This is a genomic window from Salinisphaera sp. (assembly GCF_002729955.1).
Classification (GTDB): Bacteria; Pseudomonadota; Gammaproteobacteria; order Nevskiales; family Salinisphaeraceae; genus Salinisphaera.
Genome location: NZ_PBYA01000031.1, coordinates 31,422 through 47,193, shown reverse-complemented (window position 1 = coordinate 47,193; position 15,772 = coordinate 31,422). Strand labels below are relative to the sequence as shown.

The 15,772-nt window shown below is 63.1% G+C and carries 16 protein-coding genes; 10 read left to right on the top strand and 6 right to left on the bottom strand.

Annotated features, from left to right (window positions below; translation table 11 throughout):
• Positions 1-47 precede the first annotated feature (47 nt).
• Positions 48-551: a hypothetical protein gene (locus CMN27_RS09000; protein ID WP_293625731.1), complete on the bottom strand. Its 504-nt coding sequence runs from the start codon at positions 549-551 to the stop codon at positions 48-50.
• Positions 552-837: 286 nt separating this feature from the next.
• Positions 838-2,229 carry a class II fumarate hydratase gene (locus tag CMN27_RS08995; protein ID WP_293625729.1) on the bottom strand — a complete coding sequence of 464 codons (1,392 nt, stop codon included), beginning with the start codon at positions 2,227-2,229 and terminating at the stop codon, positions 838-840.
• Positions 2,230-2,498: 269 nt separating this feature from the next.
• On the opposite strand from CMN27_RS08995, the gene purB reads away from it, so the two are divergent.
• Positions 2,499-3,881 carry an adenylosuccinate lyase gene (purB, locus tag CMN27_RS08990; protein WP_366515437.1) on the top strand — a complete coding sequence of 461 codons (1,383 nt, stop codon included), beginning with the start codon at positions 2,499-2,501 and terminating at the stop codon, positions 3,879-3,881.
• A gap of 3 nt (positions 3,882-3,884) precedes the next feature.
• Positions 3,885-4,511 (top strand): nitroreductase family protein, encoded by a 627-nt coding sequence (locus CMN27_RS08985; RefSeq protein ID WP_293625725.1) that lies wholly within the window; start codon positions 3,885-3,887, stop codon positions 4,509-4,511.
• 16 nt (positions 4,512-4,527) lie between these two features.
• On the opposite strand, the gene CMN27_RS08980 is transcribed toward CMN27_RS08985, so the two are convergent.
• Positions 4,528-4,968 carry a thioesterase family protein gene (locus CMN27_RS08980; protein WP_293625723.1) on the bottom strand — a complete coding sequence of 147 codons (441 nt, stop codon included), beginning with the start codon at positions 4,966-4,968 and terminating at the stop codon, positions 4,528-4,530.
• A gap of 304 nt (positions 4,969-5,272) precedes the next feature.
• Here CMN27_RS08980 and CMN27_RS08975 point away from each other — a divergent pair, with 304 nt between their 5' ends.
• The 3 genes from CMN27_RS08975 (at position 5,273) to CMN27_RS08965 (ending at position 8,891) form a co-directional block, all read left to right on the top strand.
• Positions 5,273-5,923, top strand: a complete 651-nt coding sequence (locus CMN27_RS08975) for a TetR/AcrR family transcriptional regulator (RefSeq protein WP_293625721.1) — start codon at positions 5,273-5,275, stop codon at positions 5,921-5,923.
• 13 nt (positions 5,924-5,936) lie between these two features.
• Positions 5,937-8,402 (top strand): acyl-CoA dehydrogenase, encoded by a 2,466-nt coding sequence (locus CMN27_RS08970; RefSeq protein WP_293625719.1) that lies wholly within the window; start codon positions 5,937-5,939, stop codon positions 8,400-8,402.
• 69 nt (positions 8,403-8,471) lie between these two features.
• Positions 8,472-8,891, top strand: coding sequence for a DUF3293 domain-containing protein (locus tag CMN27_RS08965; protein ID WP_293625717.1), 420 nt, complete (start codon positions 8,472-8,474; stop codon positions 8,889-8,891).
• Between the two features lie 91 nt (positions 8,892-8,982).
• On the opposite strand, the gene CMN27_RS08960 is transcribed toward CMN27_RS08965, so the two are convergent.
• The 3 genes from CMN27_RS08960 to CMN27_RS08950 form a co-directional block, all read right to left on the bottom strand.
• On the bottom strand, positions 8,983-9,258 hold the full coding sequence (locus CMN27_RS08960) for a SelT/SelW/SelH family protein (protein ID WP_293625715.1): 276 nt from the start codon (positions 9,256-9,258) through the stop codon (positions 8,983-8,985).
• A gap of 2 nt (positions 9,259-9,260) precedes the next feature.
• Positions 9,261-9,704, bottom strand: a complete 444-nt coding sequence (locus CMN27_RS08955; RefSeq protein WP_293625713.1) for a thioesterase family protein — start codon at positions 9,702-9,704, stop codon at positions 9,261-9,263.
• A gap of 125 nt (positions 9,705-9,829) precedes the next feature.
• Positions 9,830-10,270, bottom strand: coding sequence for a DUF3015 family protein (locus CMN27_RS08950; protein WP_293625711.1), 441 nt, complete (start codon positions 10,268-10,270; stop codon positions 9,830-9,832).
• Positions 10,271-10,470: 200 nt separating this feature from the next.
• On the opposite strand from CMN27_RS08950, the gene sufB reads away from it, so the two are divergent.
• From sufB to CMN27_RS08925, 5 genes are all read left to right on the top strand, one after another.
• Positions 10,471-11,958 carry a Fe-S cluster assembly protein SufB gene (gene sufB, locus CMN27_RS08945; RefSeq protein ID WP_293625709.1) on the top strand — a complete coding sequence of 496 codons (1,488 nt, stop codon included), beginning with the start codon at positions 10,471-10,473 and terminating at the stop codon, positions 11,956-11,958.
• Between the two features lie 82 nt (positions 11,959-12,040).
• Positions 12,041-12,802 (top strand): Fe-S cluster assembly ATPase SufC, encoded by a 762-nt coding sequence (gene sufC / locus CMN27_RS08940; RefSeq protein WP_293625707.1) that lies wholly within the window; start codon positions 12,041-12,043, stop codon positions 12,800-12,802.
• Positions 12,799-14,127 carry a Fe-S cluster assembly protein SufD gene (sufD, locus tag CMN27_RS08935; RefSeq protein WP_293625705.1) on the top strand — a complete coding sequence of 443 codons (1,329 nt, stop codon included), beginning with the start codon at positions 12,799-12,801 and terminating at the stop codon, positions 14,125-14,127. The genes sufC and sufD overlap by 4 nt, the downstream gene beginning before the upstream one ends.
• Before the next feature lie 26 nt (positions 14,128-14,153).
• Positions 14,154-15,404 (top strand): cysteine desulfurase, encoded by a 1,251-nt coding sequence (locus CMN27_RS08930; protein WP_293625703.1) that lies wholly within the window; start codon positions 14,154-14,156, stop codon positions 15,402-15,404.
• Between the two features lie 39 nt (positions 15,405-15,443).
• Complete coding sequence (locus CMN27_RS08925) at positions 15,444-15,764, top strand: non-heme iron oxygenase ferredoxin subunit (RefSeq protein ID WP_293625701.1); 321 nt, start codon at positions 15,444-15,446, stop codon at positions 15,762-15,764.
• Positions 15,765-15,772: the final 8 nt, after the last annotated feature.

The window sequence follows — 15,772 nt, the reverse complement described above, 5'->3', positions numbered from 1 at the left end:
TTTGCCCGCAGTGTCGCGCATCGGCGTGAGATGCCGACGCGCTTACTTCAGGCCGAGCCGCCATGGCGCGCCACCACGTCCATACGATCGAGCACCGCATGAGCCTGGCGTACGTGGCCGACCCGCCAGCAGTCGCTGGTGCGTGCCTGGGCGTCGGTCATCGGTCCGGCGACGTCGTGGCGAGCCGCACGGGCCTTGAGCGCACTGACGCGTTCGGGGGTGGCCGGGCAGCAGTCGAGATACTGCACGAGGCGTTTGCTGATCAGGTTCACCACTGATAACAGCGCCAGCACGATGCCGGGCATGAGCACCCAGACATCGACGCCGGCGTTGGCGTGGCTCAGCCCGGCCATCACGCAGATCACGCTATAGCCGAAGCCGGCCATGAATACACCAAGCGACGGCAGCCGCCGCAGGGCGACCAGCAGCACGAGCGCGCCGCGGGGTTCGTGGTTCTCCAGGACAAAGGGCGCCTGATCGGGCCAGTCATCCATGTTCCCGCCGGTGGGCGGCGGCGATAGGTCGCCTACGAGCATACGTTCGTTATACATGTTCTATTCCTCTTGGCCGCGCGGCGCCAGGGCCGCTGCGGTTTGGGTGTTCGGTGGAAGCCGGCAGAGAGGCGGTGCGCTAGTGCGCGGGCCGGGCCGGCGGTTTGCAGAGGCGCGGCATGCGGCCTCTGCTCGACGAGCACGGAGGATGAAGGTCGAAATACCGAGATTCCATCCGTACAAGGCGGGATATTCGGCGCAAATGGCGGTCGATTTCTCCAACTCGCGTATTGCGCGCATAAAAAGGCCCGCCGAAGCGGGCCTTTCAATCCGGGCGGGAACCGCCCTATTTCTTGATGCCGCCCTTGGTGAGATCGGCTGGGTCGAGCAGGCGGTCGATCTCTTCTTCGCTGAGATCGGTCTGCTCCAGGGTGAGTTCCTTGATCGGCTTGCCTTCCTTGTACGCCTGCTTGGCGATGGCCGCGCCCTTGTCGTAGCCGATCACCGAGTTCAGCGCGGTCACGAGGATCGGGTTCTTCGACAGCGCATCGTCCAGGTTGGCCTGGTTGACGGTGAAGCTCGCAATCGCCTTGTCGGCCATGATCTGGCTGGTGTTGGCCAGCAGTTCGATGGACTGCAGCAGGTTGTAGGCAATCACCGGCAGCATGACGTTGAGCTGGAAGTTGCCGGACTGGCCGGCGACGGTAATCGTGCTGTCGTTGCCGATGACCTGGGCGGAAACCATGGCGGCGGCTTCCGGGATCACCGGGTTGACCTTGCCGGGCATGATGCTGGAGCCGGGCTGCAGCGCTTCCAGCTGGATTTCGCCCAGACCGGCGAGCGGGCCGGAGTTCATCCAGCGTAGGTCGTTGGCGATCTTCATCATGGACACAGCAATGGTCTTGAGCTGGCCCGAGAGCTCCACGGCCGCGTCCTGCGAGGACAGGCTTTCGAAGTAGTTGCTGCTGGTTTCAAAGCGGCAGCCGCTGGCCTTGCCGATGGCCTTGGCGAAACGCTCGCCGAATTCGGGATGGGCGTTGATGCCCGTGCCCACGGCCGTGCCGCCCTGGGCCAGCCGGCGCATGCGCGGCAGTGCGGCTTCCACGCGGTCGATGCCGGAATCGATCTGTGCGGCCCAGCCGCCCAGCTCCTGGTCAAAGCGGACCGGCATGGCATCCATGAGATGGGTGCGTCCGGTCTTGACCACTTCCGAGAGCTCTTCGCCCTTCTTGCGCAGGGTATCGCGCATGTGGGTGAGCGCGGGCAGCAGCTTGCGTTCGCATTCGATGACGGCCGCGACGTGGATGGCGGTCGGGATCACGTCGTTGGACGACTGGCCCATGTTGACGTGGTCGTTCGGGTGCACGGTCTGGCCGGCAGCTTCGGTGGCCAGATGAGCAACCACCTCGTTGGTGTTCATGTTGGTCGAGGTGCCCGAACCGGTCTGGAAGATATCCACCGGGAAATGATCATCGTACTGGCCTTCGGCCACGGCCGTGGCGCTGTCGATGATGGCCTGAGCGATATCGCCGTCGAGCAGTTCCAGGTCGCGGTTCACGTCGGCCGCACTCGCCTTGATCAGGCCCAGGGCGTTGATCATGGCGCGCGGCGCACGCAGATCCGAGATCGGAAAATTGTCGACCGCCCGCTGCGACTGGGCGCCCCAGAGCGCATCGGTGGGCACCTTGAGCTCGCCCATGCTGTCTTTTTCGATCCGGTAATCGTTATCTGCGGCCATCGAGTGCTCCTTCGTTTTCAAGGCTTGGCGGCCGGGCGCGGCCCGGACCGGGATGAAATCGTTCATGCGTGAACGAGGCCACGCACCACGAATGAATTCGGTAGAATCCGCAATTCTATCACCGACTATTGCAACCTCCGATCGCCTTGCGGCCCATGGCCAGGGCACGGCGGCGGCCGCAGCGTTCGCGCGCTAACGGCCTGCCCCGCCCAAGCCGGACACGCCCGCCACGATCGACGGTTACACAACGGATACACCTGCTCATGGCCATGCAACTCACCGCGCTCTCCGCGATTTCACCGATCGACGGCCGCTATGCGGATAAAACCTGGGATCTGCGCTCGATCTGCAGCGAATACGGTTTGATCCGTTATCGCCTGATCGTGGAGGTACGCTGGCTGCAGGCGCTCGCCGCAGAGCCCGAGGTGGGCGATATCGAGCCGTTCTCGGCCGAGGCCACCGAATTTCTCGACAGCCTCGTCAACGAGTTCGATATCAACGAAGGCCAGCAGGTGAAGTCCATCGAGGACACCACCAACCACGACGTGAAGGCCGTGGAGTACTACCTGCGCAACAAGATCAAGAACGTCGAGGAAATCGCGCACGTCAACGAGTTCATCCACTTCGGCTGTACCTCGGAAGACATCAACAACCTCGCCTATGCACAGATGCTGCGCGACGCCCGCGACGACAACCTGCTGCCCGCCATCGACCGGGTCATCGAAGCGATTTCGGCCCTGGCCGAAGCCCATGCCGATACGCCCATGCTCTCGCGCACCCATGGCCAGTCGGCCTCGCCCACCACGCTGGGCAAGGAAATGGCGGTGTTCGTACAGCGGCTTACGCGCCAGCGGGCCCTGCTCGCGGAAGTGACCATCTTCGGCAAGATGAACGGCGCGGTCGGCAACTACAACGCCCACTTTGCGGCCTATCCGAACGCCGACTGGCCGGGCATTGCCACCCGCTTCATTCGGGGCATGAATCTGGAAGTCAGCCCCGCCACCACGCAGATCGAGCCGCATGACTTCATCGCCGAGTTCTTCCATGCGCTCATGCGTGTGAACACCGTGCTGCTGGATTTCGCCAAGGACATCTGGGGCTATATCTCGCTGGGCTATTTCAAGCAGGCCACGGTCGAGGGCGAAGTGGGCTCTTCGACCATGCCGCACAAGGTGAACCCCATCGATTTCGAGAACGCCGAGGGCAACCTGGGCCTGGCGAACGCGATCATGGATCATCTGGCCGCCAAGCTGCCCATTTCGCGCTGGCAGCGCGACCTGACCGATTCCACCGTCCTGCGCAATCTGGGCGTGGGCCTGGCCCATGGCGGCGTGGCCTATGCTTCGCTGCTCAAGGGCATCAACAAGCTCGAGGCCAACCCGGCGCGGCTCGACGCCGATCTGGAAGATAACTGGATCGTGCTCGCCGAAGCCGTACAGACGGTGATGCGGATTCGCGGCATCAGCGGTGCCTACGAACAGCTCAAGGCGCTGACCCGCGGCAAGGTGATTGATGCAAACGCCATGCGCGACTTCATTGAATCGCTCGATATTCCGGCCAACGACAAGGCGCGGCTCAAGGCCATGCGCCCGCACGACTACGTGGGCAACGCGCCCGAACAAGCGCGTGCCATTCGCGGCACGCAGGGCTGATTCATGGATTTATTCGAAGCCATCTCCACGCGCCGCTCGGTGCGCCATTTCGACCCGGACCATCGCATGGCCGAGGACGAAGTGCGCGAGCTCATGGAGCACGTCCTGCTCTCGCCCACGGCCTTCAATATCCAGAACTGGCGCTTCGTCGCGGTCGAGAACGACGAGCTGCGCAGCGAAATCCGCAAAGCGGCCTGGGACCAGGCCCAGGTGACGGAATGCTCGCTGCTGCTCGTGCTCTGTCTGGACCTGAAAAGCTGGGCCAAGTCACCGGAGCGCTACTGGCGCAACGCGCCCACGGCGGTGGCCGAAAGCATGGTCCGCGAGATCAAGCACTTCTACCGCGACGACGAATGCCTGCAGCGCGATGAAGGCATGCGCTCCTGCGGCATGGCAGCCCAGACCGCCATGCTCGTTGCCCGCGCCATGGGCTACGACTCCTGCCCCATGGATGGCTTCGACTTCAAGCGTGTGGGCCACCTGATCAACCTGCCGCCGGATCATCGCATCTGCATGATGATCTGCATCGGCAAGACGCTTAAAGGCGCCCACCCGCGCAGCGGCCAGCTCGGCCTGGACGAGGTGCTCATGCGCGATCGTTTCCCCGAAAGCGAGCACGACGCCGACTAGGCGTCGCGGTGCCGGCTTATTCCTCCGGCGGCACCGCCTCGTATTCACGAATCCGTTCGCGAATGGTTTCGGGCACGCGCATGCTCGTTTGCGCACCGAAATCGAACCACACCACCACGGTGTTGTAGACCGCGATCACGTCGTCGGTTTCGGCAAAGAACAGGCATTGTTCCAGCTCGAAGCTGCTGCGGCCGATGCGCTTGACGCGCGTACCGATCTCCACATCCGCAGGAAAGCGCAGCTGCTGGCGAAAGCTGCAGCGCAGGTCGGCCAGGATCGGCCCGTCGCTGGTCTGCGTATCTCCGCCGTCGGAAATCATGTGGATGTAGTCGATCCGCCCGTCTTCCGAGTAGCGGTAGAACACGGTGTTGTTCACGTGGCCGAGGCTGTCCATCTCGCCCCATTTCACGCGGATCGGCACGTAGTGAACGAAATCGGAACGGGTGGGTTGACGCATGCAGGCTCCGCAAAAACTCCAGATCGGTCGACAACGGGCCCTCGCGGCCCGCCCAACTCCAACACGAACGCCGTCGCGTCTGCGCTTGCCAGACCACGGCCACATTACGCGCCCGCCTTCAGCGGGGGCGCTATCGTCGCCCAGCGGCCCCGCTGACGACAACCATTGCTTGTGTGCGGCCATTCGCTGTATCGGCTGCATTCTGTATCGGCCGCATGGTGAAACTCTTTTCCATACGCTGGCGTATTGACACGCCGCCACATATGCGCGAAGTTATACGTAAGTCTTATTGGTGCAGCGCCGCATGACGAAATCGCAGAAGGTGATGCTCACTGCCAACGATTGGGCCGAGGCCGCCCTCGACGCGATCGGGCGCCGCGGCGTGGAAGGCGTCGGGGTGGAGCCGATCGCGCGCGAACTCGGCGTGACCAAGGGCAGCTTCTACTGGCATTTCCCCAACCGGGAAGCGCTGCTGGTGGCCGCCCTGCAACGCTGGGAAGCCCGCGAAACCGACGAGGTACTCGACCGCGTACAACAGGAAACGGACCCACGTGCGCGGGTGAAACGGTTGATCACGGAAGTGAATACGTCCAAGAAGGCCAGCCGTATCTACAGCGCGCTTTCCAGCGCGACCAAACCGGCCTTCGTGCGCGATTACGTCGAGCGTGTTTCCAAGCGCCGGCTGGATTTCATCATCGACAGCTACGCAGCGCTGGGCCTGTCGGCCGAGAACGCCCGCCGCTGGGCGCTGATGACGTTTTCCGTGTTTCTCGGCTCGCTGCAGATCCGTCGCGATCTGCCGGATGAATGGCCGAACGCTGACGAGCCGGCGTTCGCGGAGTATGTGCGGTTTCTGATGGTGAGTCTCATGCCCTCGGAGCTCGACGCCGCCAGTAATACGCCGGCGCCCCAGGTGCCGGAATGGCCTGCCCGCAGCGGCGGCCACGGTTTTTAAACGGGAGGTTGTTATGACAGCTTTGATATCGATACTGGTCGCGATCGCGGCCGTCTGGACGCTGGCGTATGTCGGCGCATCCCTGGCGGTCTGGAGTGCTGCGGTCGTTGTTTATTTCGTGGCCCTGGCCGCGGTCGGCGCCATTGGTTGGCCGGGCATCATCGCAGCGGCGGTGATCTTCGTGCCCATTCTGGCTATCTTCAATACCACGAGCCTGCGCAAGAAGCTGGTCACCAAGCCGGTGTTCAAGGGCTTCAAGGCCGTGCTGCCGCCGATGTCGGACACCGAGCGCGAAGCGCTGGAAGCCGGCAGCACCTGGTGGGAAGCCGAGATGTTTCGCGGCAAGCCCGACTGGCAGTACCTGCTGGACTTCAAGCGTACCCAGCTGACCGCGGAAGAACAGTCGTTTCTGGATAACGAAACCGAAACGCTGTGCGACATGCTGGACGAATGGGAAATCATGTCCGAGCTCAAGGACATTCCCGAAGAAGGCTGGAAGTACATTCGCGACAACAAGTTCTTCGCGATGCTCATTCCCAAGGAGCATGGCGGCCTTGGTTTCTCGGCGGTCGCCCAGTCCACCATCGTGGCCAAGATCGCCTCGAGCTCGCTGACCACGGCCGTGACCGTGATGGTGCCGAACTCGCTTGGCCCGGGCGAACTGCTCGTGCATTACGGCACCAAGGAACAGCAGCAGAAATGGCTGCCCGGCCTGGCCGACGGCAGCGAAATCCCCTGCTTCGGCCTGACCGGCCCGGAAGTCGGCTCCGACGCCGGCGCACTGCCGGATACGGGCGTGGTCTGCAAGGGCGAGTACAACGGCGAAGAAGTGCTGGGCATGAAGCTCACCTTCTCCAAGCGCTGGATCACCCTGGCCCCGGTGGCCACGGTTATCGGTCTGGCGTTCAAGCTGTATGACCCGGAAGGTCTGCTCGGCGACGAGAACAAGACCGAATACGGCATTACCTGTGCCCTGATCTCGGCCGACGAGCCGGGCGTGGAAATCGGGACCCGTCATGCGCCGGGTGCGTTCATGAACGGTCCGATCTACGGCAAGGACGTGTTCGTGCCGCTGGATGCCATCATCGGCGGCAAGGAAAAGGCCGGCGGTGGCTGGCGCATGCTGGTCGAATGCCTGTCGGCCGGTCGCGGTATTTCGCTGCCGGCGCTGTCCTCGGCCGCTTCGAAGACGGCGTATCGCATGACCGGTGCCTTCGGTCGTATTCGTCGCCAGTTCAAGGTGCCGGTCGGCAAGTTCGAAGGCGTACAGGAAGCCACGGCCCGTATCGGCGGTCTGAACTACAAGATGGAAGCCGCACGTATCTTCACCGCCAGCGGTGTGGATCAGTGCACCCCGTCGGTGGTCACGGCCATGGCCAAGTACCACATGACCGAGTGGATGCGTCAGATCGTCAACGACTCCATGGACGTCCATGGCGGCCGCGGCATTCAACAGGGTCCGCGCAACTACCTGTTCGGCTCCTATCAGTCGGTGCCGATCGCCATCACGGTGGAGGGTGCGAATATCCTCACCCGCAGCCTGATGATCTTCGGCCAGGGCGCGATTCGCTGCCATCCGTTCGTCTTCCCGGAAATGGAAGCCGCACGCGAGGACGATCTGGACGAGTTCGATCACCTGCTGTGGTCGCATGTCGGCCATTCGGTCAACCGTGCCGCGCGTACGCTGACCTTCGGCCTGTCCGGCTCGATCACCGCCAAGGCACCGGTCGATGGTGTGGCTGCGCCCTACTATCGCAAGCTCGAGCGTTTCTCCTCGGCGCTGGCGATCTGTTCGGACATCACCATGGGCATGCTCGGCGGCGAGCTGAAGAAGAAGGAACTGCTCTCGGCGCGTCTGGGTGACGTGCTCTCCGAGCTGTACTTCGGGTCGGCCACGCTCAAGTACTTCTATGACGAAGGCAAGGAAGAGCCGGAAGATATCGCCCATCTGCAGTACGTGATGGAAGAGTGCCTGCACAAGATCGAAGAAGCCTTCGACGGGTTCTTCCGCAACTTCCCGAACAAGTTCGTGGGCGGTGCCATGCGGGTGCTGGTGTTCCCGACCGGCCGTCGCCACAAGGGCGCGAGCGACAAGCTCATCAACGCCCTGGGCAATGCCATTCTGGAACCCTCGGCCTTCCGCGATCGCATGACCGCGAACATCTATCTGGGCACGAGTGCCAAGAGCGCCACCGGCCGGATGGAGCGGGCCTTCAACAAGCTCGTGGAAGTCGAATCGGTCTACGACAAGTTCGCCAAGGCCGTGGCCAAGGGCGAGGCCGAAGGCTTCACCGTGGATGCACAGCTCAAGTCGGCTGTCGCCAACGGCGTGCTCACGGATACCGAAGCCCGCAAGGTCAAGGAATACGACGACCTGCGTTACGACGCCATCCTCACCGATGCGTTCACCAAAGAATACCTGCGGGATCCGGTGAACCACAAGCACGAGGACACGCGTCTGGAATCGCGCGTCGCCTAGGTTTTATAACCTGACACTCGCACCGCTTCTGCGGTACAAGGCCCGGGTGTTCTCACCCGGGCCTTTTTTATGTCCGACGACCTGCGCGCCGCCTTCGAAGCCACCAACTATCGTGTCTTCCTCGACGGCGACAGCCATGTGCTTCGAATCGGCGCGCCCTGCCCGCCTGCCGTGGCCGACTGGCTATCGCAGCGCGCCTGTGCCCGCCGCGCCTGGCTGATCACAGCCTACAACCCGAATGCCGAGCAGACCGACGACGCGAGCAACCACGCCCGCGACGCGCTGCTACGCGACTGGGCCGACCGCCGCGCCACCGCCTGGCTGGAAACCGTTAACGAAGATCCGCACGGCGATTGGCCCGACGAACCCGGTGTGCTGATCGCCGGCGTGGAAGAAGGCGAAGCACGGGCCATGGCACACCGCCTCGGCCAGGCCGCCTTGGTGCAGGTCGCGATGAATGAACCCACAGCGCTGGTCTGGCTGCTCTAATAAGAAGCGATTCGTTCAATTAGCGCGACGGACGCGGGTGGCGCTGCGCTGTTCAGGCAGGTTTGGCGCGCCTGCGCTAAGTACCCGCGATTCAGCGATCGCTGTGGCCGAGCCCGCGCTCGGGATCGATCCGATCGCGGATCATCTGCTTGATGGGCTTGGTTTCGGGAAAGCCGCCGTCGCGTTTGCGTGAGTGCAGCAGTTCGCCGTCGAGATGGATCTCGAACACCCCGGAGGCCGCCGGCACGATCGCGACTTCGCCGAGGGCTTCGCCGAAGGTGGTGAGCAGTTCCTGGGCCATCCAGGCAGCACGGGCCTGCCAGCGACAGCCGGGACAGAAATGGATTTCCACACGCGGCGCGGGCATGACTAGGCGTCGGCCGCGGGCCGGTAGGCGTCAACGAACAGCTGCGGCATGCGGCGGGCGCGCCCGTTCGACAGCTTGACCGTTACATAGTGGGTACGGGCACGGAATACCGTGCGGCCATCGCCGACCCGCCGAAACTGGAAGGCACGCCACATGGCGAGCCGGCCGTCGTTCTCGGCGATCCAGGTCGCCACTTCCAGCTCATCGCCCAGATGGGCGGGCATCAGATAGTCCAGCTCGTGGCGATGCACGACACAGGCGGCATCCAGGTCCACATAGCTCTGCCAGCCGATACCCAGCGCCTCGGTATGCTGCCATGCCGCCTGTTCCATGAAGGTCAGGTAGACGGCGTTGTTCATGTGCTCAAGACGGTCGATATGCGCCTCGGACACGTTAAAACGCGTCACGAAAGGTGCGGAAATGTCCCAGTCGTCAGTGCGCGCCATCGCGCCAACCTCGCAGCCGTGGTTCCAGATCGCCCGCTAGCCTAGCTCGTGAACGCCGTGCAGGCCATACGCGCATAAAAAAAGCCGGCATGTGAGCATGCCGGCTTGATCGTCGCGCGCTGCGCTCAGCCCGCAGAGGCCAGCGCCATATCGGGCGGCGTGCCCATGACGTCATAAAGACGAGTCAGCCACTGGTCGGCATCCGCATCGGATGCGAACAGCGCCTGATAGTTCGCCTGCACCTGCTTCTCGAAGGCCTGGGTATCTTCGGCGTGCATCATGTACGCCAGCGTTTCCAGGTTCTCGCCCTGGCCGCGAGCGGCTTCACGCTTGATCATGGCCATCTGCGAGCCCACGAATTCGCGCCGTGCGGCATGGGTGCGCGCATCCACGTCGTTGGCGGTGTTCGTAGTGACGTTGCTCGTGCCCTGCACCGCGTTGGTGGTGGCATCGGCGATGCGAGCGGTGCCGTCGACGATGGTGTCGGAGGTAATGGTGATCTGCGAGCAGCCGGCCAGGGCCGTGCCCGCCAGTGCCAATGCCCCCAGACGAATCATAGGCCGCATATGGAACTCCCTTGTATAGATGGTGAATGAGCATTAAAGCGATAAATCCGGTCGTTCGCAATATGTTAGCGCTACCAATCTCTTGAAGACTTTCAATAGAGCCCCACTATCATCGGTATCGGTATGGATGCCGCCGGGCGACCGCCGATTCACGTTATACTTGCGTCAATAAACGCGTAATTTCGAACGATCCAATCGCTATGGCCGCACATCAGGAAGACGTCGAAACACTGGTCGCCGAGCGCGAGTACGAAGCCGGCTTCGTGACCGACCTGGAGTCCGATACCGTCGCTCCGGGCCTCAACGAAGACGTGATTCGCTTCATCTCGGCCAAGAAGGACGAGCCGGAATGGATGCTGGAATGGCGTCTCGAAGCCTTTCGGCAGTGGAAGCAGATGCGTACGCCCACGTGGCCGCACCTGCACTATCCGGAAATCGACTACCAGAAGATTTCCTACTACTCCGCGCCCAAGAGCGCCAAGGACAAGCCCAAGAGCCTCGACGAAGTCGATCCCAAGCTGCTCGAAACCTACGAAAAGCTGGGCATCCCGCTGCACGAGCAGGAGATGCTGGCCGGCGTCGAAGGCGCGCAGTATCCGACCAAGAAGAGCAATGTCGCAGTCGATGCGGTGTTCGACAGCGTGTCGGTGGCCACCACTTTCAAGGACAAGCTCGCTGAAGCCGGGGTGATCTTCTGCTCGATCTCGGAAGCCATTCGCGAGTATCCGGAGCTGGTCAAAAAGCACCTGGGCACGGTCGTGCCGCGCGGCGACAACTTCTTTGCCGGGCTGAACTCTGCCGTGTTCACGGACGGTTCCTTCGTCTACATTCCGGAAGGGGTGCGCTGCCCGATGGAGTTGTCGACCTATTTCCGTATCAACGCGGAAAACACGGGTCAGTTCGAGCGCACGCTCATCATTGCCGAGAAAGGCAGCCACGTAAGCTATCTGGAAGGCTGTACCGCGCCCCAGCGTGACGAGAACCAGCTGCATGCGGCGGTGGTGGAGCTCGTCGCCGAAGAGGATGCCGAGATCAAGTACTCGACGGTACAGAACTGGTACCCCGGCGACGAAAACGGCAAGGGCGGCATCTACAACTTCGTGACCAAGCGTGGCGAATGCCGCGGCGATCGCTCCAAGATCTCCTGGACCCAGGTGGAAACCGGTTCGGCGATTACCTGGAAGTATCCGAGCTGTGTGCTCACCGGCGACAACTCCGTGGGCGAGTTCTACTCGGTCGCGGTGACTCGCGGCATGCAGCAGGCCGATACCGGCACCAAGATGATCCACGTGGGCAAGAACACCAAGTCCACGATCATCGCCAAGGGTATTTCGGCGGCACGGGGCGAGCAGTCCTATCGCGGACTGGTCAAGATCCTGCCGAGCGCGGACAACGCCCGCAACTTCACCCAGTGCGACTCGCTGCTGATCGGCGACAAGTGCGGGGCTCACACCTTCCCGTACGTCGAAACCAAGAACTCCACCGCCAAGCTTGAACACGAGGCCACCACCTCCAAGATTGGCGAAGACCAGATGTTCTATTGCCAGCAGCGTGGCCTGTCCGAGGAAGACGCCGTCAACCTCATCGTCAACGGCTTCTGCAAGGACGTCTTCAAGGAGCTGCCGATGGAATTCGCCGTCGAGGCCCAGAAGCTGCTCAACGTCACGCTCGAGAACGCCGTCGGCTAGTCGTTACCGACAGCCCGGCACAAGACTATCGGGCCCGCGCCATGTGCGCGGGCCTGCCACGTTCAACCGCTAAAAACACTCTATGCTTTCCATCAAGAACCTACAGGCCGAGGTCGAGGGCAAGCCGATCCTGCGCGGCATCGATCTCGAGATTCCCGCCGGTGAAGTCCACGCCATCATGGGTCCGAACGGCTCGGGCAAGTCCACCCTGGCCAGCATTCTCGCCGGCCGCGAGGACTACGAAATCACCGGCGGCAGCGTGACCTACAAGGGCAAGGATCTACTCGACCTCGAAGCCGACGAGCGCGCCTGCGAAGGCGTGTTCCTGGGCTTTCAGTACCCGGTGGAAATCCCCGGCGTGTCGAACCTCTACCTGCTGCGCGCGGCCCTGAACGCGCGCCGCAAGTATCGCGGCGAGCCCGAGATCGAGGCGATGGAGTTCATGCAGCTGGTCAATGAAAAGATCGCCCATGTCGGCATGAGCATGGACATGGCCAAGCGCGGCGTGAACGAGGACTTCTCCGGCGGCGAGAAAAAGCGCAACGAAATCTTTCAGATGCTCATGCTGGAGCCGAGCCTGTCGATTCTCGACGAAACCGATTCGGGCCTCGATATCGACGCCCTGAAGATCGTCGCCGACGGCATCAACCGCCTGCGCTCGCCCGAGCATTCCACCATTCTGGTGACCCACTACAAGCGCCTGCTCGAGCACGTGGTGCCCGACCGTGTGCACGTGCTGGCCCATGGCCGCATCGTGCGTTCGGGCGGCCCGGAACTGGCCGATACGCTCGAAGAACAAGGCTATGCGAACCTGGAAACCGATAGCGAGACCGCTTCGTCATGAGCAATATCGCGCCGCTTATCGACCACTATCTGGCCGAGTACGCCCGTCTCGAGCGTGATCTGCCGGGCAGCGACGCGAACCAGCGGGCCCGCAAGGACGCGCTCAAGGCCTTCGCCGAGGCCGGCTTTCCGGATACGCGCCAGGAAGAGTGGAAGTACACCAGCCTGCGCCCCGTGGAAAAACGCCGCTTCGAGGCCAGCTCGGAGGCCGGCGACGTATCGCAGGACGCCCTCGCCGCCTTTCTGCCGGCCGATCTGGATGCCTATCGCATCGTGATCGTGGATGGCCATTTCGACCCCCGGCTGTCGTCGCTCGATGGCCTGCCGCAGGGCGTGCAGGTCCAGTCGTTTGCGCAATACCTGAACGACAACGAAGACGCCCGCGTACGATCGGACGCCATCGATGCCCAGCCGGGCAGCCTGTCGGACATGAACGCGGCCTTCGCCACGGACGGCGCCTATGTGCACGTCGCTGCAAATACGGCCGCCGACAAGCCGATCCACGTGATCACCCTGTCCAGCGGCGGCCACGAAGACCGCATGTCGCAGGTGCGCCATCGCTACGTGATGGACCGCGGCAGCCAGGCCACGGTGATCGAGCACTACGCCGGCCTCGGCGACAAGCCCTACTTCACCAACGTGGTGACCGAGGCCGTCATGGGCGAGAACGCACAGCTCACCCGCTGTCGCGTTCAGCAGGAATCGGAGCGCGGCTACCACACCGCCTGCTTCTTCGCCCGCCAGACCCGCGACAGCCGAGTGATCAATCACGGCTTTGATCTGGGCGGGCGCCTGGCGCGTACCGATACCCATAGCCGTCTGGTCGACCCGAACGCCGAAGTGCACTTCTACGGCGTGTACGTGCCGACCGGTCGTCAGCATATGGACAACCACACCTGCGTGGATCACGACACCGAACACAGCGTGTCGCGCGAGATCTACAAGGGTGTACTCGCCGACCACGGTCGCGGCGTGTTCAACGGCAAGATTCTGATTCGCAAGGACGCCCAGAAAACCGACTCGGACCTGAGCAGCGACGCCCTGCTGTTGTCCGACAAGGCCGAGGTGGACGCCAAGCCCGAGCTGGAAATCTATGCCGACGACGTGGTGGCCGCGCATGGCTCCACCGTGGGCCAGCTCGACGAGGATGCCGTGTTCTATCTCAAGAGCCGCGGCGTGGCCGACGACGGCGCCCGTGCGATCCTGACCTACAGCTTCGCCAACGCGCTGGTGCAGAAGGTCGGCATCGCGCCGGTCGAACGGTTCGTGGAAGCCGCGCTGCTGTCCAAACTTCCCGGCGGACAGGGCTACGCCGACCTCGCCTGAATACGTCGGGTCAACCCGGAGGACTCATGGCTATTGCAAACGCTGCCGGACATACCGCATTCGACGCCGCCCGCTTTCGTGCCGATTTTCCGATTCTTTCGGAAGCGCTCGACGGCGGCATGCGGCTGTCCTATCTGGACAATGCGGCGACCACGCAGAAGCCGATGGCCGTGATCAAGGCGAGCGACGACTACTATCGCCACGCCAACGCGAACGTGCATCGCGCCATCCATGCCCTGTCCCAACGGGCCACGCGCCAGTACGAAGGCGCGCGTGATCGGCTCATGCGCTTCATCAACGCCAGCACCCGTGCGGAGCTGGTCTATACGCGGGGCACGACCGACGGCATCAACCTGGTTGCCCAGTGCTATGCCCGGCCGCGTCTGAAGGCGGGCGACGAAATTCTGCTCACCGAACTCGAGCACCACTCGAATATCGTGCCGTGGCAGATCGTGGCCGAGCAAACCGGCACCAAGATCGTCGTTGTGCCGGTCGAGGACGACGGCAGCGTCACCCTGGAAGCCTTCAAGAGCCGGCTGTCCGAGCGCACCGCGATCGCTGCCTTTGCGCATGTATCCAATGCGCTGGGCACGGTGTTGCCGGTGGCCGAGATGGTTGAGGCCGCCCACGCGGTGGACGCCGTCACGCTCATCGACGGCGCCCAGGCCGTGGCGCATATGCCCGTCGACGTACAGGCGCTTGGAACCGACTTCTACGCGTTTTCCGGCCACAAACTGTTCGGCCCGACCGGTATCGGCGTGCTCTACGGCCGCGAGGCCCTGCTCGATGCCATGCCGCCTTACCAGGGCGGCGGCGACATGATCGAAACCGTCTCCTTCGAGGGCACCACCTGGAACGAGCTGCCCTACAAGTTCGAAGCCGGCACGCCCAATATCGCCGGTGCCGCCGCCCTGGGCGCGGCCATCGAATACCTCGAAGGGGTGGATCTCGATGCCGTGGCCGCCTACGAACACGGCCTGCTGGAACGCGCGACCGCGGGGATGCAGGCTATCGATGGGCTGCGCATCATCGGCAATGCCCCCGGCAAGGCCGCCACCATCTCCTTTGTGATGGACGGCGTGCATGCCCACGATATCGGCACCCTGCTCGACGAATCGGGCGTGGCCATTCGTACCGGGCATCATTGCGCGATGCCGCTGATGACCCGCTTCGGCGTACCGGCCACGGCGCGGGCTTCGTTTGCCGGCTACAACGACGACGACGATGTCGATGCCCTGATCAAGGGCCTGGAAAGCGTGCAGCGTATCTTCGGCTGATACGCGCCACGGATCGCACAGCAGCAACGAGAGCGAACCATGACCGATTGGGTGAATGTCGCCAAGGACGGCGAACTCAGGGAAGGCCAGTGCCGCGTTGTCGACGTGGACGACGTGATGGTGGCCGTGTTCTATCGCGAAGGCAGCTACTACGCCATCGAGGACATGTGCACCCACGACGGCGGCGAACTCGCCAGCGGCGAGGTCGAGGGCGATGAAATCGTCTGCCCGCGCCACGGTGCCCGGTTCTGTATCAAGAACGGCAAGGCGCTGACCCCGCCCGCCTACGAGGACGTGCACGCCTTTCCGGTGCGCATAGAAGACGGTATGGTCCAGGTCTGCGACGATCGTTTCGACTGACACCGGCC